This is a genomic window from Paraburkholderia sp. RL17-380-BIE-A, from assembly GCF_046028085.1.
GTDB lineage: Bacteria > Pseudomonadota > Gammaproteobacteria > Burkholderiales > Burkholderiaceae > Paraburkholderia.
This window is the reverse complement of record NZ_JARESQ010000013.1, coordinates 248,012-267,153: the sequence shown is the minus strand read 5'-3', so window position 1 is coordinate 267,153 and position 19,142 is coordinate 248,012. Positions and strand designations below refer to the sequence as shown.

17 protein-coding genes and 2 pseudogenes are annotated in these 19,142 nt (G+C 59.9%); 12 read left to right on the top strand and 7 right to left on the bottom strand.

Annotated elements, in window-relative coordinates; genetic code table 11:
• The 7 genes and pseudogenes from P0D68_RS23090 to P0D68_RS23060 all read left to right on the top strand — a co-directional run.
• Nucleotides 1–370 (top strand): annotated as a pseudogene (locus P0D68_RS23090) (SMP-30/gluconolaconase/LRE-like region family protein); the annotation flags it as partial.
• A gap of 672 nt (nucleotides 371–1,042) precedes the next feature.
• Nucleotides 1,043–2,020, top strand: a complete 978-nt coding sequence (locus P0D68_RS23085) for a chromate resistance protein ChrB domain-containing protein (RefSeq protein ID WP_408302236.1) — start codon at nucleotides 1,043–1,045, stop codon at nucleotides 2,018–2,020.
• Nucleotides 2,020–3,192 (top strand): chromate transporter, encoded by a 1,173-nt coding sequence (locus tag P0D68_RS23080; protein WP_408302238.1) that lies wholly within the window; start codon nucleotides 2,020–2,022, stop codon nucleotides 3,190–3,192. Before P0D68_RS23085 ends, P0D68_RS23080 begins: the two co-directional genes overlap by 1 nt.
• Nucleotides 3,193–3,242: 50 nt before the next feature.
• Nucleotides 3,243–3,491 (top strand): annotated as a pseudogene (locus P0D68_RS23075) (hypothetical protein); the annotation flags it as partial.
• A gap of 1 nt (nucleotide 3,492) precedes the next feature.
• Nucleotides 3,493–3,870 carry a DoxX family protein gene (locus P0D68_RS23070; RefSeq protein ID WP_408302413.1) on the top strand — a complete coding sequence of 126 codons (378 nt, stop codon included), beginning with the start codon at nucleotides 3,493–3,495 and terminating at the stop codon, nucleotides 3,868–3,870.
• A 51-nt stretch (nucleotides 3,871–3,921) separates the two neighbouring features.
• On the top strand, nucleotides 3,922–4,965 hold the full coding sequence (locus P0D68_RS23065; protein WP_408302400.1) for a hypothetical protein: 1,044 nt from the start codon (nucleotides 3,922–3,924) through the stop codon (nucleotides 4,963–4,965).
• A gap of 65 nt (nucleotides 4,966–5,030) precedes the next feature.
• Nucleotides 5,031–6,086 (top strand): Cj0069 family protein, encoded by a 1,056-nt coding sequence (locus tag P0D68_RS23060; RefSeq protein ID WP_408302240.1) that lies wholly within the window; start codon nucleotides 5,031–5,033, stop codon nucleotides 6,084–6,086.
• A 244-nt stretch (nucleotides 6,087–6,330) separates the two neighbouring features.
• On the opposite strand, the gene P0D68_RS23055 is transcribed toward P0D68_RS23060, so the two are convergent.
• Nucleotides 6,331–6,516 carry a hypothetical protein gene (locus P0D68_RS23055; RefSeq protein ID WP_047897880.1) on the bottom strand — a complete coding sequence of 62 codons (186 nt, stop codon included), beginning with the start codon at nucleotides 6,514–6,516 and terminating at the stop codon, nucleotides 6,331–6,333.
• A 552-nt stretch (nucleotides 6,517–7,068) separates the two neighbouring features.
• Here P0D68_RS23055 and P0D68_RS23050 point away from each other — a divergent pair.
• From P0D68_RS23050 to hutG, 5 genes are all read left to right on the top strand, one after another.
• A complete protein-coding gene (locus P0D68_RS23050) occupies nucleotides 7,069–7,818 on the top strand; it encodes an IclR family transcriptional regulator (RefSeq protein WP_091808898.1) in 750 nt (249 codons plus the stop codon).
• 84 nt (nucleotides 7,819–7,902) lie between these two features.
• Nucleotides 7,903–8,658 (top strand): transporter substrate-binding domain-containing protein, encoded by a 756-nt coding sequence (locus P0D68_RS23045; protein WP_091803640.1) that lies wholly within the window; start codon nucleotides 7,903–7,905, stop codon nucleotides 8,656–8,658.
• Between the two features lie 17 nt (nucleotides 8,659–8,675).
• Nucleotides 8,676–9,344 (top strand): amino acid ABC transporter permease, encoded by a 669-nt coding sequence (locus P0D68_RS23040; protein WP_408302243.1) that lies wholly within the window; start codon nucleotides 8,676–8,678, stop codon nucleotides 9,342–9,344.
• Nucleotides 9,341–10,117: an amino acid ABC transporter ATP-binding protein gene (locus P0D68_RS23035; RefSeq protein WP_408188030.1), complete on the top strand. Its 777-nt coding sequence runs from the start codon at nucleotides 9,341–9,343 to the stop codon at nucleotides 10,115–10,117. The genes P0D68_RS23040 and P0D68_RS23035 overlap by 4 nt, the downstream gene beginning before the upstream one ends.
• Nucleotides 10,114–11,082 carry a formimidoylglutamase gene (hutG, locus tag P0D68_RS23030; protein ID WP_408302245.1) on the top strand — a complete coding sequence of 323 codons (969 nt, stop codon included), beginning with the start codon at nucleotides 10,114–10,116 and terminating at the stop codon, nucleotides 11,080–11,082. The genes P0D68_RS23035 and hutG overlap by 4 nt, the downstream gene beginning before the upstream one ends.
• A gap of 327 nt (nucleotides 11,083–11,409) precedes the next feature.
• Here the strand turns inward: hutG and P0D68_RS23025 are convergent, their stop codons facing one another.
• The 6 genes from P0D68_RS23025 to P0D68_RS23000 all read right to left on the bottom strand — a co-directional run bounded on the left by P0D68_RS23025 (nucleotide 11,410) and on the right by P0D68_RS23000 (nucleotide 18,618).
• Nucleotides 11,410–11,910, bottom strand: coding sequence for a hypothetical protein (locus P0D68_RS23025; protein ID WP_091803649.1), 501 nt, complete (start codon nucleotides 11,908–11,910; stop codon nucleotides 11,410–11,412).
• A gap of 250 nt (nucleotides 11,911–12,160) precedes the next feature.
• Nucleotides 12,161–13,144 carry a Solitary outer membrane autotransporter beta-barrel domain gene (locus P0D68_RS23020; RefSeq protein ID WP_408302247.1) on the bottom strand — a complete coding sequence of 328 codons (984 nt, stop codon included), beginning with the start codon at nucleotides 13,142–13,144 and terminating at the stop codon, nucleotides 12,161–12,163.
• A 599-nt stretch (nucleotides 13,145–13,743) separates the two neighbouring features.
• Complete coding sequence (locus tag P0D68_RS23015; protein WP_408302249.1) at nucleotides 13,744–14,745, bottom strand: response regulator; 1,002 nt, start codon at nucleotides 14,743–14,745, stop codon at nucleotides 13,744–13,746.
• A complete protein-coding gene (locus tag P0D68_RS23010; RefSeq protein ID WP_408302251.1) occupies nucleotides 14,745–15,866 on the bottom strand; it encodes an ATP-binding protein in 1,122 nt (373 codons plus the stop codon). The genes P0D68_RS23015 and P0D68_RS23010 overlap by 1 nt, the downstream gene beginning before the upstream one ends.
• 7 nt (nucleotides 15,867–15,873) lie before the next feature.
• Entirely contained in the window at nucleotides 15,874–17,208 is a 1,335-nt protein-coding gene (locus tag P0D68_RS23005) for a sensor histidine kinase (protein WP_091803660.1), read from the bottom strand.
• A 21-nt stretch (nucleotides 17,209–17,229) separates the two neighbouring features.
• Nucleotides 17,230–18,618, bottom strand: a complete 1,389-nt coding sequence (locus P0D68_RS23000; protein ID WP_091803662.1) for a class I SAM-dependent methyltransferase — start codon at nucleotides 18,616–18,618, stop codon at nucleotides 17,230–17,232.
• Nucleotides 18,619–19,142 lie beyond the last annotated feature (524 nt).

The window sequence follows — 19,142 nt, the reverse complement described above, 5'->3', positions numbered from 1 at the left end:
AAACAGGACCACGCCGAACCCGGTCATCAACATTACCGGCGCAAATCCAAAATCAATTGTGGCCGCCGGTAATTATCTGTTTGTCGGCTACGTTCACACCGCCCCGAATGTCGATGCTTTTAACCTCACGACCGGTAAGCTCGATATCACGCTCGCGAATAGCAATCCGAACATGGTCGACGTGGGTAACGACGTGGATTCGATGTACGGACTTCGGGCGTATCGACGGTCGACGGGCGAATATGAGATCACGAAGGACAACTATAACGACTCAAGCATCGTGGTGTATCGCTGGACGCCGCCCGCAATGACTGGAACCGCAGCGAGTGCGACCAAGACAATGCTGGCGTTGCCATTCAGCGTCAATTGACACGGAAATTCCTGACAGGCTGGCAAACGCAGCAACCAATACCGCCGCAAGCTGGCCAACCGTCGAAAAAAGGTGCTCAGTGCTGAAGGTTTATCCATTTCGGAGCAAATTCGTAATCGATGCCGTGCCATACGAATGTCCGCGTCCCAACTACGAGGCAAGCTGTCAATACGATTAGCGCCGCGATAAAAAGAATCCTGGTGACCCGTCCCACGTCATTCCCCTCGTTCACGCTCTGTTCGGAATTTTGGTAGACAAAGGCGCCTGATGCCACTTGTCTTGCGAAGAGAAAAGTTGAGCACGCCTGGTGAGGAACCGAAAGGCCGATCACCTCATCGATCGTGAACAAGGAAACGGTCGCTATGGCCCTCGGAAAGAATGCTCGCACTTACAACACCCCGTCGAGTTGAGGCGGAACGGTCGATGACGGGAGACGCTGTCAGTCAGGGAGACATTGCCCGGCTCTTCGATTTCCACCGACACACGCCTGTTACCCATACGCACGCGCATTTCCCCGATATTCATCACCGCCACATCCACTGAGGCCGCGAGGGAGTTCTTGTTTCGTGCGCCTGACGTCAGAATTCAATTCCATAGCGGGCCAATACGGCTCCGCCGAAGTCAAAATAAAAAAATTTGTAAAGGACGCTACATGCGCGTAGTTTACTTTACATGACCACCTTGACCACCTGGGCCGTACTGGTCCTGACCTTTCCCACCGAGAACGCCACCGCGCGCATGCGGGCTTGGCGGGCGCTGAAAGCGAAGGGGTGCGCCGTCCTGCGCGACGGCATCTACCTGCTGCCGCATACCGCGGAGCGCGAAGACATGCTGCGCGAACTCGCCGGCAGCATCGACGAAGCCGGCGGCACCGCCCATCTGCTGCGGGCACAAAGCCTGCACCCGTCGCAGGAAGTGGACTTCCGCGCACTGTTCGATCGGAACGACGATTACGGTATGTTTGTCGCGTCACTGGGAGCCGCGCGGAAAACGCTGGGAGGCCAGGCACCAGCGGAGGTCACCCGCCTTCTACGTCGCCTGCGCAAGGACTATGACGCGATCCGGACGATCGACTACTTCCCGGGCGCCGCGTCGACCGACGCTGAAATCGCCTGGGAAGACTTCGTAGCGCTCGCGGATACAGTCCTGTCGCCGGGTGAGCCGCATGCGGCCGAGCGGGCCATCCAGCCATTACGGCGCGACGAGTATCAGGCCCGCACGTGGGCAACCCGGCAACGGCTATGGGTCGACCGCGTCGCGAGCGCATGGCTGATCCGTCGCTTCATCGATCCTCAGGCGCGCTTCCTGTGGCTCGTGTCGCCGGAGGCCTGCCCGACGGACGCGCTCGGCTTCGACTTCGACGGCGCCGCCTTTACGCACGTGGGTGAGCGCGTGACGTTTGAGGTGCTGCTCGTGAGTTTTGGTCTCGACGACGACCCCGCGCTGCTGCGGCTCGGTGAGATGGTGCACGCATTGGATGTCGGCGGCGCACCGGTGCCCGAGGCGATCGGCTTCGAAGCGGTGATGGCCGGCGCACGGCAGCGCGCGTTGGACGACGACCGACTGCTCGACGAGATGGGGCGCGTACTGGATTCGATCTACGCGCACTTCGCAACGAGCAAGAAAATGAGCAGCGCTGAGGGCCGTTGATGAACACCACGACAGCGCCCGCGCCCGGCTACACGCTCGGCCAGATGGTCCTTTACATGCTGCGGCTCGGCACCTTCGGTTTTGGCGGTCCGGTGGCGCTGGTCGGCTATATGCACCGCGACCTCGTCGAGCGCCGGGGCTGGATCAGCGAACAGGACTACAAGGAGGGGCTGGCGCTGGCTCAAATGATGCCAGGGCCTCTCGCCGCACAACTTGGCATCTACCTCGGCTACGTGCATTACCGCGTCGTCGGCGCAAGCGTGGCCGGTATCGCGTTCGTCCTGCCGTCGTTCCTGATGGTTGTAGCGCTTGGCTGGGCCTACGCGCAGTTTGGCGGACTCTCCTGGATGCAGGCTGTCTTCTATGGCGTAGGCGCCGCGGTGGTCGGAATCATCGCGATGAGCGCGTACAGGCTGACCAGGAAGACCATCGGCAAAGACAGACTGCTGTGGGCGATATTCCTGACGCTCGCTGTCGTCACCGTGGTCACTGAATCCGAGATCGCATGGCTGTTCATCGGAGGCGGGCTGCTCAACTGGTTCCGGCGTGCTCCCCCGCAATGGCTTGGCAAGGGCGGATTGAATGCGCTTGCCGTAACGCAGGCGCCGGGTGCGAGCGGTGTCCTGAGTGGTCTTGACCTGCCGCTGCTCGGTCAGATCGGTCTGTTCTTCGCCAAGGCCGGCGCGTTCGTGTTCGGCTCGGGACTCGCAATCGTACCCTTCCTCTACGGCGGTGTCGTGACCGAACATCACTGGCTCAACGACAAACAGTTTGTCGATGCGGTGGCCGTCGCGATGATCACGCCGGGGCCAGTCGTGATTACGGTTGGCTTCATTGGTTATCTCGTCGCCGGATTCCCGGGCGCCTGCATCGCCGCACTCGGGACTTTCCTGCCTTGCTATCTGTTCACGGTGCTGCCCGCGCCGTACTTCAAAAAGTACGGCAAGTTACCGGCCGTCAAGGCGTTCGTCGATGGCATTACGGCGGCGGCCGTGGGCGCGATCACGGGCTCAGTCATTGTCATCGCGCGGCGCTCGATCGTCGACTGGCCGACTGTTGTGCTTGCTCTTGTGACGCTCTTGCTGCTCTGGCGTTTCAGGAAGCTGCAGGAGCCGGTCATTGTCGTTGCGGCCGCCCTGTTTGGTCTGGCTGTCTATCCGCTTATCCATTAGCACGCCTTCTGAAGGCAGCCGCGTGCGCGCATCCTACGAGGCTCGTCATCATGGCAACACGGCGTACCTTCCTGCAAGACTCCGCTGCGCTCGACGCGGGAATCATGCTGACCCAGGCACAAACCGTACGTGCCGCAGAAGAGCCGGGGCTGCACACAATTTACTGGACCAGCATCTCGGGGAAAGGTGGTGAGCCGAAGGGCAACCTGGCAAAGATCATAGACAGGAATTCCGGTTCCTATGGGAAGTTCAAGGCACAACTGGTTGCCGCGACGACTGCTGTAGAAGCCTCCGGCTGGGATGTCGTTGGTTACCATCCCGCGACGGGCAAGCTCGTTGTCATTCGGCACCGTTGCCATCGGCACGATCCTTCGCGCGATCGAGATTCTCGCGGGATTGAGTTTCATTGCCGGACTGGGAACAAGGCTGGCGGGGTATCCGATCGTCGCCATCTTCGCCGTGCGGGCAGTGGCCAATTCCGCGAACTCATTGACCTGGCTGCGGGATGCGGTGAGCAGCGTCATCGTGCCTCACGGCGACTGGGGCTATGGCGCAATGTATTTCGGCATAGTGCTGCTCCTTAGCGAGTTGCTGGGCACCAGCAGCGGCTCATGGTCGGTTGATCACCGGGTTTCAAGGAAATCCAGCGGAGCCGGGAAGTCCCATTCCAGTCGTTGAAATGCACAGACACGTTTGATGCAACAGGACACACGGATGAAAACTCGCATCATGAACGCACTTTGGACTCGGCCTGATGCTCGTTGGCTGCTTGCTGCCGCGTGCGCTATCGCTGCCGCACTGGGAGGCGCGGTGTTCTCTGCCTCAGGGGCGGACGACGATCTTAAAACGGGCAGCCTGCCGTTAAAACATCTCTCCGACGTGCCGCTTGGCGGACAGCCGACCCGTCTCGACTACGCAAGCCTTGACCAGGAGCGCCACCTGCTATTCATTGCCCATCTGGGCGACGGCGAGGTGGTCGTGTTCGACACGCGTGCAGCGCGTGTGATCGCCCGGATTCCGGACGTGGCCTCAGTGCATGGTGTTTTAGCGATTCCAGCACTGTCACGCGTGTATGCGTCGGCCACCGGTTCAAATGAGATTGTCGCGATCGATGAAGCCACACTAAAGATCGTCGCTCGCATGCCGGGTGGCAGCTACCCGGACGGCATGGCCTACGCGCCCGATGCGCACAAGCTCTATGTATCCGACGAAACGGGCGACACCGAGACGGTGATCGACATTCGCTCTAACACGCGGTTTGCAACGATCCCGCTCGGCGGTGAAGTCGGCAATACCCAATACGATCCGGTTTCCCGACATATCTTTGTGAATGTGCAATCCCGGCGCCAACTACTCGAAATCGATCCCGCCACGGACCGGATCATCACACGGATCGATCTGGCAGGCGCGCAGGGCAATCACGGGTTACTGATAGAACCCCAACAACGGCTGGCTTTTATCGCGTGTGAAGGCAATAACAAGCTGCTTGTGCTCGACATGCGCACGATGCGAGTCACGTCGTCCTTCGGCGTTGGTCAAGATCCGGACGTCCTGGCCTTCGACCCACAACTGCATCTGCTCTACGTCGCGGGCGAAGCCGGCATCGTGTCGCTGTTCAAAGCCGACGCTGGAAACGTGTCGAAGATCGGCGACGGCCGCGTCGGCCCTAATGCGCATGTCGTTGCGGTGGATGAGTCGACGCATCGTGCCTACTTCCCGCTCAGGGATGTTCAGGGACAGGCGACGTTGCGCATCATGGCACCGCAAGGCTGAGGCAGTCGTGGCCCACTCGGGGCGATTAAACACTTCGTCAGTTGGCCGAGTCGCTGGAGGATGAGATGAGTCAAACTGAAACGGGCAGGGTGGCCGTATTGTGGCGCGGCGATCTTGAGACGCGTAAAAGTGCGACACCGGGGAATAATCGCTTTTATCGCATCTTCGAAGAACTGACGGCGATCGGCATCCAGGCGGAACCCGCAGTCTATTCCGATGAGATGGTAGACGAAGTGCGTGAGCAACTCCTGAATGTCGATGGAGTACTGGTATGGGTCGATCCGATTCACGACGGACAGACGCGAGTCGTTCTCGATGCGATGTTGCGAGAGGTGGCGTCGCGCGGACCCTGGGTCAGCGCCCACCCTGACGTTATCCTGAAGATGGGCGTCAAGGAAGTTCTACATCGCACCAAGCATCTCGGCTGGGGAACGGATACCCATCTATATCCGGGCAAATCTGCGTTTCAGTCCGAGTTCCCGTTCCGGCTGCAATCGGCAGGACCGCGCGTGCTCAAACAAAACAGGGGCAATGGAGGTCAAGGGGTCTGGAAAGTCGAGCAAATCTCGCCGATGGGCAGCGACACCGTAGTGGTTCGAGTTCTGCACGCACTCCGAGGAAGCATGCCTGAAGAGACGACGCTTCACGATTTCATGGCGCGCTGCGAGGCATACCTCACGCCCGATGGCTGCATTGTTGACCAACCCTTTCAGTCCCGCCTGCCCGACGGCATGATTCGCTGCTACATGGGAACCGACAGGGTTGTCGGGTTTGGACACCAGTTGATCAAGGCACTGATACCGCCGCCGCCGGAAGGCCCCGACTCCGACGCTGCGCAGCCCGGGCCACGTATCATGTACCCTGCCTCGGCCGAACCGTTCCAGGCCCTCAGAGCGAAAATGGAACTCGAATGGACGCCGCAAATGATGGAACTCCTGAACATCGATAGCGCTTCGCTGCCGATTATCTGGGATGCCGACTTTCTGTATGGGCCGCGCACCGAATCGGGCGAGGATACTTACGTCCTCTGCGAGATCAACATCAGCTCGGTTTTCGCCATACCGGAGCAGGCGCCGGCGGCCATTGCTCGCCTCGTGAGTGAACGTCTGCGTAAAAAATAGACCTCGGTCCGAGGTTCCGCTGAGGTGCACGCGTGGTGAGGAATCGCAAGCCCGGTTACCTCATCGATCGTGGACGAGGAAACGCTCGCAATGGCCCTCAGAAAGAATGCTCACGCTCACGACACGCCGTCGAGTTGAGGCTGAACGATCGGTATCGGTGCAGCGCAGTTAAAGTCACCGGAAGCGAATTCAAGGAGGCCCCTCGTTGGCGGGGGCCTTGAGATACGAAATCACCGTGTTTCTGTTAGTACGTCACAGAAGCCCCACTGCCAGTAAAACTGTGCTGCGTAGGAGCGTCATTTGCGTAGTCGGAAACGGCCTGGATGATGTTCACGATCTGCTGCGGCAACCTGCCGCCGCTGACGGCGGTCATTGCAGTACGATCCATCTCAACGGCGACGGGGAGGTCCTTGATTACTAGCGTGTTCATTTCAATTCTCCAAAAGTAAATTAGTCAGTCAGGATGTCAGAGTGGCTTTGAGGGTGTCGGCACTCCTTGATGAGGAATAAGGCAAAGGGCGTGCCATCCGGTGGCACCGCGCCAAGCGATCACACAACCACTTGAAAATATTGAATTTTTAATGGCGACCAGTGCGATTGGTAGACAGAGGTGCGCGCGGCGGTCGGTGGTTCGGGCCCAACTCTTCGTCTGGCGCTGTGGGTTAGATCGCGACACATGCGGTCCGCTTGCGTATCCCGTGTTTGTACGATGTCCTCGAGGCTTAGAAGCCGATCAAAGCCGGGCGCGCCGGATAGCTGCCTCGGTCGAAAAAGCGTTCGGGAAATAACCCAACCCGGCCCGTTCTCTATCGTTCCCTTTTCAACGCCACGGCCAGTCCCGCGCCAGAACTATCTCGCACCGCCGACGCCCCTTCCTCGGGAAATCCCTCCCCTTTTATTCCCATCTAATGGGAATATGTTTTTTGAAATTCGAGAATGGTCTGGCATTCTGAGTTCTTGATGGTTTGTGGGTGGCGTGATCGTGAACGTGGAACAGGGTGTGACAGGGGCCGAACGGGTGTTGCTGGTGCTGGCCGCGCTCGCCAGTCATGGCAAGGCGATGTCGGTCAAAGATCTGCTAGCCGTGACCGGGCTTGCGCAAAGCACGCTGTACCGTCAGATCGCGCTGCTCAAGCGTTGGGGTTTTGTCGCCGAAAACGCCGGATACTACGCGCCCGGTCCGATCAGCTTGCAACTCGCGCTTGGCTTCGATGTGAATTCGCTGCTCGTCGAAGCGAGCCGCAGTGAGATGCAGCAGCTCGCGCGCGTGTCGCAGGAAAGCATTGGACTGGTGGTCGCGGTCAGGCATCAGGTGATGTGCCTTGAGATGGTCGACAGCCAGCATTCGTTGCGCTGCTCGTTCGAGAAAGGCCGCGCCGTGCCGCTCAAGGCGGGCGCCTCGGCGAAATCCCTATTGGCATTCATGGCCGACAGGGCGCGCGCCGAAGTGCTCGACAGTGTGTTCGACAACGACCCCGTCGGCCGTGCCGCGATCGAAGCAGAGCTTCAACAGATTCGAGCCCAGGGCTACGCCGTTAGCGACAGCGAAGTCGACCCCGGCGTGTGGGGCGTCAGCGCCCCGATCTTTCATCACAGTGGACGCGGCGCCGGCAGCAGCGCGTCGATCACGTTGATGGCGCCATCAACGCGCGCCATCGGACGAGAAAGCCAATTCATCGACGGGACGCTACGTACGGCCCGCGCCATTTCCGAGCATATGCAAACCGAGTAACGGGACGAAGCTTTTCAATTTCATCCTGCAATTCGGGATCCGAATTAACCGCATGACTTGAAAGAACCACAAGGAGCCTACCCCATGAAGCTGCAACGACTGTTGTCCCTCGCATGCGTCACGTTCGCCGTAACGTTGGGCGGATTTTCCGGCGCGGCGTCAGCACAAACGCCGGATGTGCTGAACGTCGCCACCGACGCCACTTTCCCGCCGATGGAGTACACCGAGAACGGCGCGCGCACCGGCTTCGACGTCGACCTCATGAATGCGCTCGCGAAAGCGATGGGTAAACGCGTGCAATGGACCGACATTGACTTCAAAGGTCTGATTCCAGGTCTGATCGCGCATCGCTTCGACGCTGCGATTTCTGGCATCTACATTACCGACGAGCGCGCGAAAGTGGTCGACTTCACGGATTCGTACTACGCGGGCGGTCTGGCCGTGCTGGTCAAAAGCGATTCACCGATCAAGACGGTGACCGATCTGAACGGCAAGAAAGTCTCGGTCCAGGTAGGGACGAAGTCGGTGAGCTTCCTGCGCGATAACTTTCCGCAGATCAATCGCGTCGAGGTCGAGAAGAACCAGGAAATGTTCGACCTGGTGGGGATCGGCCGTGCCGACGCTGCTGTGACGGGTAAGCCGGCCGCGTATCAAGTCGCGAAAACGCGTACCGGCTTCCGCGTACTCGACAAAACGCTGACCACCGAAGCCTACGGCATCGCCGTGCGCAAAGACGAGCCGCAATTGAAGACCTCCTTCAACACCGCGCTCGCCAAGATCAAGGCTGACGGCACGTACGCGGCGATCGTCAAGAAGTGGTTCGGCGCGAGTGCGCAATAAACGGCCGGGCAAACGAAATGGAACTTGACTTCTCGCCGGTAATTGCCGGTTGGCCGGACATCATGCACGGCGCGTTGGTGACGGTCGAAGTGACCGCCGCGTCGCTCGCGCTCAGTTGCGTACTTGGCCTGTTGATCGGCATCGGCCGCCTGACGCCGCAGCGGCGCATCGTGTACGGCTTCTGCACCGCGTACCTGACGTTCTTCCGCGGCACGCCGTTGCTTGTGCAACTCTTCCTGCTGTTCTTCGGCCTCCCGCAATTCGGCATTCTGCTGCCGGCGTTTTTGTGCGGCATGCTGGGGCTCGGCCTGTATTCGGCGGCTTACGTATCGGAGATCGTGCGCGGCGCAATTCAGTCCGTCGATCGCGGCCAGATGGAAGCGGCGCGTTCGATTGGGATGTCGTCGGGGCAGGCGATGCGCGCGATCATTCTGCCGCAGGCTATCGTGCGGATGATCCCGCCGCTTGGCAACGAATTCATCGCGTTGATCAAGAATTCGGCGCTGGTGTCGCTGCTGACGATCGACGATCTGATGCATGAAGGCCAGAAGATCATCAGCGTGTCCTATCGTTCGCTCGAAGTGTATCTCGCTATCGCGCTGGTGTACCTCGTGTTGACGCAGGCGACCAATTACGCGCTGCATCGCGTCGAACGTCGTTTGCGTGTGGGAGGAATGGTGCAATGAATACCGTGGCCAAAGTCAATGAGCCTATCGTCAGCATTCGCGGTCTGACGAAATCGTTCGGCTCGCATACCGTGCTCAACGGCATCGATTTCGATATTCAACCGCAGCAGGTCGTGGTGGTGATCGGGCCGAGCGGCTCGGGCAAGAGTACATTTCTACGCTGCTGTAATGGACTCGAACAAGCAGAAGGCGGCACGATCGACATATGTGGGCATCGGCTAGTCGACCAGGGCGAGATGCTCAAGGAGCGTTCGCTCAATGCGCTGCGCACCGAAGTCGGCATGGTGTTTCAGTCGTTCAATCTGTTTCCGCACCTGTCGGTGCTGCATAACATCACCGTGGGGCCGCGCATGTTGCGTGGCGCCAGCAAGGCGCAGGCCGAATCGGCTGCGATGGCGTTGCTGGAGAAAGTCGGGCTCGCGCACAAGGCGCATGTGATGCCGGCGAGTCTGTCGGGCGGTCAGAAGCAACGGGTTGCGATTGCCCGCGCGCTAGCAATGCAGCCGCGGGTGATGCTGTTCGACGAGCCGACGTCCGCCCTCGATCCCGAACTGGTCGGCGAAGTGCTGCAAGTGATGAAGCTGCTCGCGAGCGAAGGCATGACGATGGTGGTGGTCACACACGAAATGGGCTTCGCGAAGGAAGTGGCCGACGTGGTCGTAGTCATGGATGGCGGCGTGATCGTCGAAGCGGGGCCGCCCGCGGAGATTTTCTCAGCGCCCTCGCAGCCGCGCACACGCGCATTCCTGCAGGCGGTGTTGTCACGCGCATGAGAGTTCCATTCAACGACAAGGTGTGGGCGGGCCGTTCCGACGACGGCGAGCCCGGCGACACGCGGCGTGTTTTCAATCAGGTGACGCCGTTCGGCAGCGCGGTGCAGGTGCAGCGCGATACGCCGGTAATCGTAGGCTTCTGCTCCGATGAAGGCGTGCGCCGCAATCAAGGCCGGATCGGCGCAGCGCATGCGCCCATCGAATTGCGCCGTGCGCTGGCCGGCTTGCCAGCCAAAACGGCGATGGCGGCACTTGCCGACGCAGGCGACGTGGTGTGCGACGACGGCGACCTCGAAGCCGCGCAGGCGGAACTGGCCCACGTGGTCAGTGAGGTGCTGGCGGGCGGCGGACGCCCGCTGGTGTTTGGCGGCGGTCATGAGGTCGCGTGGGGCACGTATAGCGGTTTGCGGCTGCATCAGCAGCGTGAAGCCGAGAATGAGGCCACGCTGCTCATATCGCGCAAGCTGCTGATCATCAACTTCGACGCTCACTTCGATCTGCGTCAGAAGCGTCCCGCGAATTCCGGCACGCCGTTCGATCAGATCGCGCTTGACTGTGAGCAACGAGGGGTGCCGTTCAACTATGCGTGCTTCGGCATCAGCGATCTCAGCAATACAGCTTCGCTGTTCGCGCATGCGGAGCGACTCGGCGTGCACTACGTGTTCGACGTCGATATGCAGGAAACCCAACTGCCGCAGCGTCTGATTGAGCTTCAGAAGTTGCTGGACGCGGCGGACGACGTCTATCTGACGATCGATCTCGACGTCTTGCCGGCCGCCACGGCGCCGGGTGTGTCGGCGCCCGCTGCGCTGGGCGTACCGCTATTGGTGATCGAAGCGATGGTGTTGCGCGTGCGGGCTTCGGGCAAGCTGCGCGCGGCGGATATCGCGGAGTACAACCCCACGTTCGATCAGGACAGGCGCACCGCGAAAGCGGCCGCGCGACTGGCGTACCGGTTGCTTTAAATCACGTCATCACGCTCACCGTATCGCGTGAGTAGTACAGACGTCGCCGGATCCCTGAACTGAAGTTAGCAAGTTCTGCCGCTTGCGTTGATGGTCACAGCTGACAATCGGTTAATTTGCGGCTCGATGAACGTGAGCCGGGCGAGGAACTGATCGATTGTTAGCGATCTTGGGCCTGATGTCGAACGACCGCTCATGGCCGATCGCTACCGCACTGCCCAGCACCCTCACCCGACAAACCAGCCTCATCCTGACGAAGCTTTTCCATACGGATCAACCGCTACATGTCACGCCAGCTATCCGCGCAGCACATCCGCCACAACGCCATCACACTTTTTTGTCTTCACGTTTAGCCTCCGCCATGGCCTCCGGCTCCAACTCTTCCGCCGACCGATTCAGGTGGACGAACACGCCCCATGACGCAAGCAGCAAGGCTGTCGAAGCAATCAGCCAGGCCGCATACCGAAGCTGCGAGGGATCCTGGTGCAGCGCTTTGAACGTTGCCACGAGCCCTTCAATGGCAAGCGCGACGACGACAACCACCAGGAATCGCGACATGAAACGCCGTACCCGCGTCGGCGCGCTCACGTCGGCCTCGCGTATGACCTCTTCCTCTACGATCGTCTCGGCGATCTGCAAGGCGACAACGGCCCCAGCCAGCAGCCCCAAAGCTTCAATGACGGATAGCGCGCTTGCCTCGTCCCATTGACTCGCAAATGCACTCAATCCGACGCGAGCGGCAATCGCAATCAACATCAGCGCCGCGCAGGTGAAGAGAGCCGCCATCAGCCCATGAACGATCGTAAAGAACCGCAAAAGTAACTTCATTCTTTTGGCTCCCTTGAATTGCAAGTGAGTGGTCCATGCCGTGTTCCATCGACTCCTGAACGGCGCGGCGACGAGGGCTGATTGTAGAGGCGGAACGGATGGGCCTGACAATGGGGCCAAACCCGCGGACCAAACCCGCGCCTCACGAATTATCGTTCCGGCCACCAGCGTGCGCGGATGCAACCGCCTTGCAATTCGTCCCTGACGTGGCGGACATGCAGCACACTCGCCACGAAGGTCCGTCCAACGATCAATATGCGAGACCCAAGCTGACTGCCCATCCTTTAACGTGGTGACCAAACACATAGGCTGCGCCAACTCGCAGGCGTTTCGACTGTGCGTCCTGGCTCGAAAGAGGAACTTCAAATCCGCCCCCGACGTTGGCTAGTGTTGAAAAACCCAGCGCGCCGTAATTGGGTCCGAAAAATCCGCCATATCCCGCATTGACAACGTAATTCAGCGGGCGCGCAAATAGCCGGGCACCCGTCGGCCCCGAGTAAGACGACTGTATCGACCATGAACCCGCTGTTTCCCTGAACCGGAGTAAAGGATCCGACTCGTCAAAGCTGGAGACCCACGACCATGCAATATGCCCGCGAATAGTCAGCGTCTGTGCCTGCGCTATATTCGCCGTCCATTCGAGCGCTGCATTCGGCGTGATCAGCCATGCATTTTCGTGCCAGTTAAGCAGGGGTCCGTCGGTAGCGGGTTTCAAGCTAGTGGCCGCGCCTGCATACGAAGCGTCATTGAGCAGCCTGGCGACGCTGAGGTCGAGGCCGGGCTCGAATGTAAACCCATAGCCGAGTTTGCTTTTCAGGAACAGACCGCCCGTCGCGCTGAAGGCCGACCACCTGCTTACGATGCTCCCTGCCGCGCCGTTTGGCGCATTGATCATGAAATCAGCTTTTTCATGAAAGTAACCACCGGACACTCGCCAGCCAATACTGTTGCGATCGGAAAAAGTGAGCAGACTGCCCTCGTAGGGGATTCGGGTGACAGTAAGCGATTGCGGAACGGCACCGTCCGAAATGTCGAGGTGCGCGGAGCTGATGTCCGGGGTCGCGCTCAAATTGACGATTTGCGAATACCCCGAACCGAGACGTGCAGCGCCGATGAGGTCCCGGGTGGACTGCGCAACGGCAGGGGCCGCGCTGGTGACAACGGAAAAAACGAAGAGAAACTGGGCCACACAGACCGGCGCAACGCTACATTGGGTTTGAGCCGAAGATCGCATGCGGGGTTCTCTCCGTGTGGCGAATGAATACGCGCCAGGTATTCAATGTACCGCATGCAATGTACCGCATGGATCCGGGCGAAGTCATTGAACTAGAAAACGGCGCGTTCACCGGGACGGCGCACTCGGCTCATATGTGCTTCAGTCATGCCGAAGGTATTTCAAGTCTGAGAGCTGATTCGCGGGGAAAATGGACTCGGCGAGTTCCCGCAACCTCAATCACCATCCAGCAGGCTGTTGAATCAATCGGATGCGTTACGTTTTAAGCAATGACCATCAAATCACGCTTATTTCGCGTGTGCGGCAATCCTCTCCCTGTTCCTTGCGTGATCTCGGCTTTTCTATGGCGGACTTTAGGCTCGATATCCGCTTTGCTTTGCGTCGCTAAATGGTCTACTGGCATCGCCGCGATTTACTTGTATTTATTTGCGTGAGCCAAACGGAAGAGCAGCGTCGCCATTGAGTCTCTTTTGGCATTAGCGCGCCGCCGGCTGATTCACGACTTCTCGCCCACACATATCGGAATGGTCTGCCCGAGGTGGGCGCCACTGTCAGCAATGGACGAACAACGCCACTCCCACTCCCACCCGCAGCGGCGCTCAGAACTGCTCGATCCACGTCGCGAGGCGATCGGCAGAAAACTCTGTTTTATATTGGGTAGGCCGAAACGCGACGGCGTTGCCTTCACGTACCGGCTGGAGCGCGAGGTCGTTCGCGTCCAGCCAAAGCAGGCTTGCCAACCATGCAGCGTGCCGGCTCGATACGGCCTGGTTTGCCGGTTCTCCCAGAAATTCGGTAAGCGCCGCAAGCTCGTCCCACACCAGAGCATCCGCTTCGCGCCTGACCCTGATGCCCGCCTCCTCCAACGTGTCAGCCAGCGCCGCCACAGCGTCGCCACCGCCAGAAACGGCACGTCGGTTACGCAACTCCGCGAGCTTCGCCGACACCATGTTGCCAAACGCCCCGCTCCGGCTACTTTCGGCCGCGACCAGATCCGAGTAGTCCAGCAACAGCCAGTCCGGCTCGGCATTGTGCACGTCGGCGAGCAGTGCGGCCGCGAGGTACGTCTCCACCGGCTGGAAGCGCTCGGGCCCGATCAGCGTGGCGGACAGCGCGCGAATCAGACCGATCCGCGTGGCGAGAGTCTGCTTTTGCAGCACGCCGAGTTTCTCGCGCAGCAAATGGTCCCGCTCCTTGCGCAGTTCGGACAGTTCGAGCGCCTGTTTCAGTTCCATGCGCAACGCTGCAATGTCCCACGGCTTTTTGATGTAGCGGTGGATATGACCGAGGTTGACGGCGGCAACAGTCTGGTCGATCTCCGAATAAGCGGTAGTCAGTATCCGCACGACATGCGGATAGCGCTCGCTTGCATAGCGGAGCAACTCGTTGCCGAACTCGCCCGGCATGCGCTGGTCGGAGACAAGGACGCCCACCGTGTCACCGTGTGCGTCCAGTAGCGCTTTGCCCTCTTCCACCGAGTTGCCAGTCAGGACTGGCGCCAGGCTTCCGATGGCACGCTGGAAGTATTTCACGGCCGTGGCCTCGTCATCGACGAAGATGATCGCCGCCGACGACTCCTGTGTGGCTTTCGCTTCGTTCATCAACAACTCCTGTGCGTTTGACCTTTGATAGGGGGGAAATCCAGCATGACGGTGGTGCCAACCCCCGACGTGGACTCGATCTGGAGTCCGCCGCCACAGGACTGCATGACGCGATTGCACAGAATCAGGCCCAAGCCGTTCCCGCCGGATTTCGCGTGCGTTGTAATCGGGTCCGTCAACAGGCGGGCCTTTATCTCGGGCGGAATTCCTGGCCCGTTGTCGCTAATGCGAATGCCGGGGCCGTGCTCCGCTGTCACGGTAAAGCGCACCGACGGAGAAGGCACATCCGCCAGCGCGCGCAGCGCATTCGACAATAGCGAAGAGAGCACGAGCGCCACGCAATTGGGCTGCGTCACGACGGGAAAGTCGCCGATGATCTCAACCTGCACCCACGAGCGCTGCGCCCCCGCAAACGGATAGGTGTCGAGCAAAGCCGAGATCAGTCCATGTGCCGTTATCTCGGTGCGGGCATCGCCCTCCGCCATTTTCCGGTGCCCATTGTGAACCGATCGCCAGAAGGACGAGACCACCGCAATGCAGTATTGTGCGCTCTCGCGCATCGCTCTAACGGCCCCGGTGATCTCGAGCGGCGAATCGTGCTCCCTGTCGTCGCGATTTTCGATGCTGCTCGCGTTCAACGCGATGGAAGCGAGCGGCGTGTTCAGTTCGTGCGCCAGAAAGGCGAGCGTCTCGTCTATCGCCATCAACCGCTGGTTCTGAATGGCGCGCTCGCGATAGCGCTCGATCGCCATTTGCAGCGTCTCGCGCACGGAAGCGGGCTTAAGCGGTTTTTCGAGGATGCGGAACACCTCGCCGGTATTCACCGTTTGTAGCAGCACGTCCACGTCTGCGTAAGCGGTGACCAGAATACGAACGATGTGCGGGTATTCCTGCGCCACCTGTCGCAACAGGTCGCCACCATCGCGGCCAGGCATGCGGAAATCCGTCACCAGCACGGCAATGCGGGCGTTGTCCTGTTGCAGGATCGCAATCGCTTCGTCACTGCTTTTCGCGAGCAGGACCTCATAATCCGCATCGACCGCGCGTGCGAAATATTTGCCCGCCAACTCTTCGTCGTCGACGTAGAGAATAGTGGGCTGCGTCTGCCTGATGTCGTTCATGGGGTTCTCACGGGGCGCGCGACAGATCGAAACTGAACGATGCCCAACTTCCCAGTTCGCTCTCAGCGTACAGCAGGCCGCCATGGCGTTCGATAACGGCATAACTGATCGACAGACCCAGGCCCAGGCCCTGACCGACATCACGTGTGGTGAAGAACGGCTCGAACACGCGCGCCAGATGCTCATCCGCGATGCCCGGCCCGTTGTCCCGCACCGTCACATGCAGGCGTTGCTCCGACCACTTCACCGAGATGTGAATCGTCGGCCCGGCGGTGCCCGCATTGCGCATGGCCAGCACTGAATTGGAAAGCAGGTTGATCAACACGCCGATAATGGCCGCTTCGTCGCCCAGCACGAGCGTATCCGCGGGAAGGTCACGCGTCACCGCTACACCGCGCAATTCATGCGCGATGAGCCGGATTGCCGAATCGAGTGCCTTTTCGAACAGGAAAGGCGTGCCTGCCTCCGCCTCGGCGCCGGGCCGGCGGTAAGCGAAGGTCTTGAGGTCCGACACGATGTGCTGGATCCGCTGCATGCCCTGCCTCGCGTCGACAAGGCATTCCTGCAGCGTCGGTTCCGTTTTGGTCACGGGTTCCTCCAACGCGACCTCGATCGCCATCAGGCAAAAATTCACCGGGTTGTTGACTTCATGCAACAGGCCCGCGGCCAGCGTACCGACCGCTGCCATTTTTTCCTGCTGCAGCAGTTGGCCTTTGATGTCGAGCAACTTGCTGTTGGTCTCTTCGAGTTGGGCATTCTTTTCCGACACTTCGGTCTTCAGGCGGAACAACATGAAGCGCACCCGCTCATTGAAGAAAGTGTAGACAGCACTGGCGGCAGCGGCGAACAGAAGAAGCAGTACGTTGACGGTCATCGTGCCGACCAGCACGGCGCCATGCGGAGGCAGCAGGCAGGCAAGCAGGTACAGGACGCAGGACAGCACCCCGAAAACCAGGTTCTGCCACAGCCCGAATGGTAATGCGATACCGGAAGCGAAGATGGCAAGATTCAGACCCATATAGTAGGGCGACTGAACACCGTCGGTCTGCCAGATCATCCACGAAATCATGGCCTGCGGCAGCAGCAGCCAGGAGAGCGTCAACCATGGGGACATGCGTCGGCCCCATGCGGTGCCCAGCATGATCACGATGCCACCGATCAGCAGCGAGACGAGCAGACGCGCGGCGGCGAACGACGTCTGCAGTTGCGGATACTGCGCGTGATCCAGCCCCACGCCCAGCAGGACGAGCACAATGGCCGTATACGCGCCGCCGCGGCTGAACGTCACGCGGAAGTCCGCCAGCTCGGTCTGATAGCCTGTGTGCAGTTGACTGATACTCATGGGTGGGTGTCTGCTGACGTTTCAGAGGATCGTGGCTTCAGCGAACACATTCACCCCGGTCTCGTCGACGTAGAGCTTCTGTTCGGTGGACTGTGCGGGCAGCAGCGAGCGCATGCCGCTCTCGTCCCGATAGATCAGATACCACTCGAGCAGATGCTCCATGCCGAACTTCTCGGGGTTCGCCGAGTGGACGTTGGTGACCAGCAGTTGCCCGCCAGGTCGCGTACGCGCAGCGAAATAACTCAACAGGCGCGCGCACACCTTGTCCGATAGATAGTCGAACAGGCCCGCACAGTACACGGCGTCGAATTCCCGCAGAGACGCATCGGGTGTAATTTTGCGTTTCAGCAAATCGTGCACCGATTGATGCACCGTCTCCACCGAAACCGTTTTTCCGGCCTCGGCCGCCGCGCTTTCGATGGCGGCCTTCGTGAAAGCCAGTGTTTCCTCGCTGAAGTCCACCAACTGGAACGACAGCAGATCGGGACGCGCGTATTCGCGCACGAAGCGCTGGATCTCGAAAGCCGGTCCGCAGCCGACGTTGAGTATCCGGAACGGTCTGCCGGCAACGCGCGCCGCTTCGGCCTGACGCGTCAGAAAGTCGATCAGCAGCGTGATCCGATTCCGGTGCGCGGTCGCCACGGCGGCCTTGAGGAAAGCCGTATTGACGATCTGGAAGTAGGTGGTCGGTCCCTGTTGCGGATCGTTCAGGATCTGGTTGACCATCTCGTAGTCGCCGGCATAGCCCAGCGGCTTCGTAAACGTCCGGTAAACGAAAGGGGCTCGCAGCAGCAACGGATGCAGTGCCGCTTGCGCGTACGTACGATGCACGGGCGCACTGTCTACGTCGACGAGCCCGGCCTCTTCTTCGAGCCGCACGAGGTACGACTTGACCTTGTGCATGATCGGCGTGGCGAGCTCGTAGAACAGATCCTCGCGCAGCCTGCCGTCGGTCTTTGGCAGGCTCTCGGTGAGATCGACCTGCTCGACCCAGCGCGACACTTCCGAGAGGAACGCGCGCATCTCGTTGACCACGATCTGGTAGCCGCGCCGGATATTGAAGCGCGCATCCCAGTCGCTGATGAAGAGTTCGGCTTCTCGCCCGACCGACCTGGGTTCATTGGACAGGACGCTCAGCTCGCGCCATTCGTCGATCAGCGCCAGCGATACCACCGCCGTGAGGCCGGTGTTCACCAGACTGACGACCACGGCCTTGCCCAGATAGGCGTTCTTGCTACCCATCCGCACGCTCAGCTCGCTTAACACCTCGCTGACCTGCACGATCGAGTAGGGGTTATAGACCTCCATCACCAAAGACTTTCTCTGGAGGTTAATGATCGTCCCACGCACGTGCTCGCGTTGCGAGTTGCGGAAGCTGACTACCGGATCGATTTGCGTTTGAGAGTACACGGTATAAGAACCTGAGGAATCTGGAAAACGCAGTTGGGTGTTGGATGAAGTCCAGTGATTGGCTGCCGCACTTACGACATGGGATACGAGCCGTGGACGTGGATCAAACCAGTGTTGCGCGGGCAACAATAAAACCCTTTGCCAGAAGCTGGCCTCCGGCGAGTCGCAGTGTAACACCAACAACGGTTAATTCTGAACCACGCCAAATTAGCGGGGAAGCACGTCGGCAAGTTTGCCTTACGAGCGCCTACACGAGCTGGAATTGGAGTGTTGACGAGCCGTCTTTCTCAATGGCCGCTACTGTGGACAGGAAGATGATTGCTATAGCGCGAATTAGTCCGCTACGCAATAGCGACGCTCAGCCGCGCTGGGTCTACGAATGCGGGCGTGACTCACCGCGCTATTCCGAAGCCGGCACAAGGGCTCTGGCGGTTCGCTCGGATTGAGCTTCCGGGAATTGACCCAAATAGCTTTAGCTTTCCGTTTTATTACGTGTTAAAAGGCGCCTGCGCCCGGGTGAATTA

Coding starts and splice junctions, on each gene's coding strand:
- P0D68_RS23010 (WP_408302251.1), bottom strand. CDS start 15,866: ATGAACGACATCAGGCAGACGCAGCCCACTATTCTCTACGTCGACGAC.
- P0D68_RS23005 (WP_091803660.1), bottom strand. CDS start 17,208: ATGAGTATCAGTCAACTGCACACAGGCTATCAGACCGAGCTGGCGGAC.
- P0D68_RS23020 (WP_408302247.1), bottom strand. CDS start 13,144: ATGCGATCTTCGGCTCAAACCCAATGTAGCGTTGCGCCGGTCTGTGTG.
- P0D68_RS23055 (WP_047897880.1), bottom strand. CDS start 6,516: ATGAACACGCTAGTAATCAAGGACCTCCCCGTCGCCGTTGAGATGGAT.
- P0D68_RS23085 (WP_408302236.1), top strand. CDS start 1,043: ATGACCACCTTGACCACCTGGGCCGTACTGGTCCTGACCTTTCCCACC.
- P0D68_RS23040 (WP_408302243.1), top strand. CDS start 8,676: ATGGAACTTGACTTCTCGCCGGTAATTGCCGGTTGGCCGGACATCATG.
- P0D68_RS23015 (WP_408302249.1), bottom strand. CDS start 14,745: ATGAACGAAGCGAAAGCCACACAGGAGTCGTCGGCGGCGATCATCTTC.
- P0D68_RS23035 (WP_408188030.1), top strand. CDS start 9,341: ATGAATACCGTGGCCAAAGTCAATGAGCCTATCGTCAGCATTCGCGGT.
- P0D68_RS23060 (WP_408302240.1), top strand. CDS start 5,031: ATGAGTCAAACTGAAACGGGCAGGGTGGCCGTATTGTGGCGCGGCGAT.
- P0D68_RS23065 (WP_408302400.1), top strand. CDS start 3,922: ATGAACGCACTTTGGACTCGGCCTGATGCTCGTTGGCTGCTTGCTGCC.
- hutG (WP_408302245.1), top strand. CDS start 10,114: ATGAGAGTTCCATTCAACGACAAGGTGTGGGCGGGCCGTTCCGACGAC.
- P0D68_RS23080 (WP_408302238.1), top strand. CDS start 2,020: ATGAACACCACGACAGCGCCCGCGCCCGGCTACACGCTCGGCCAGATG.
- P0D68_RS23025 (WP_091803649.1), bottom strand. CDS start 11,910: ATGAAGTTACTTTTGCGGTTCTTTACGATCGTTCATGGGCTGATGGCG.
- P0D68_RS23045 (WP_091803640.1), top strand. CDS start 7,903: ATGAAGCTGCAACGACTGTTGTCCCTCGCATGCGTCACGTTCGCCGTA.
- P0D68_RS23070 (WP_408302413.1), top strand. CDS start 3,493: ATGTCGTTGGTTACCATCCCGCGACGGGCAAGCTCGTTGTCATTCGGC.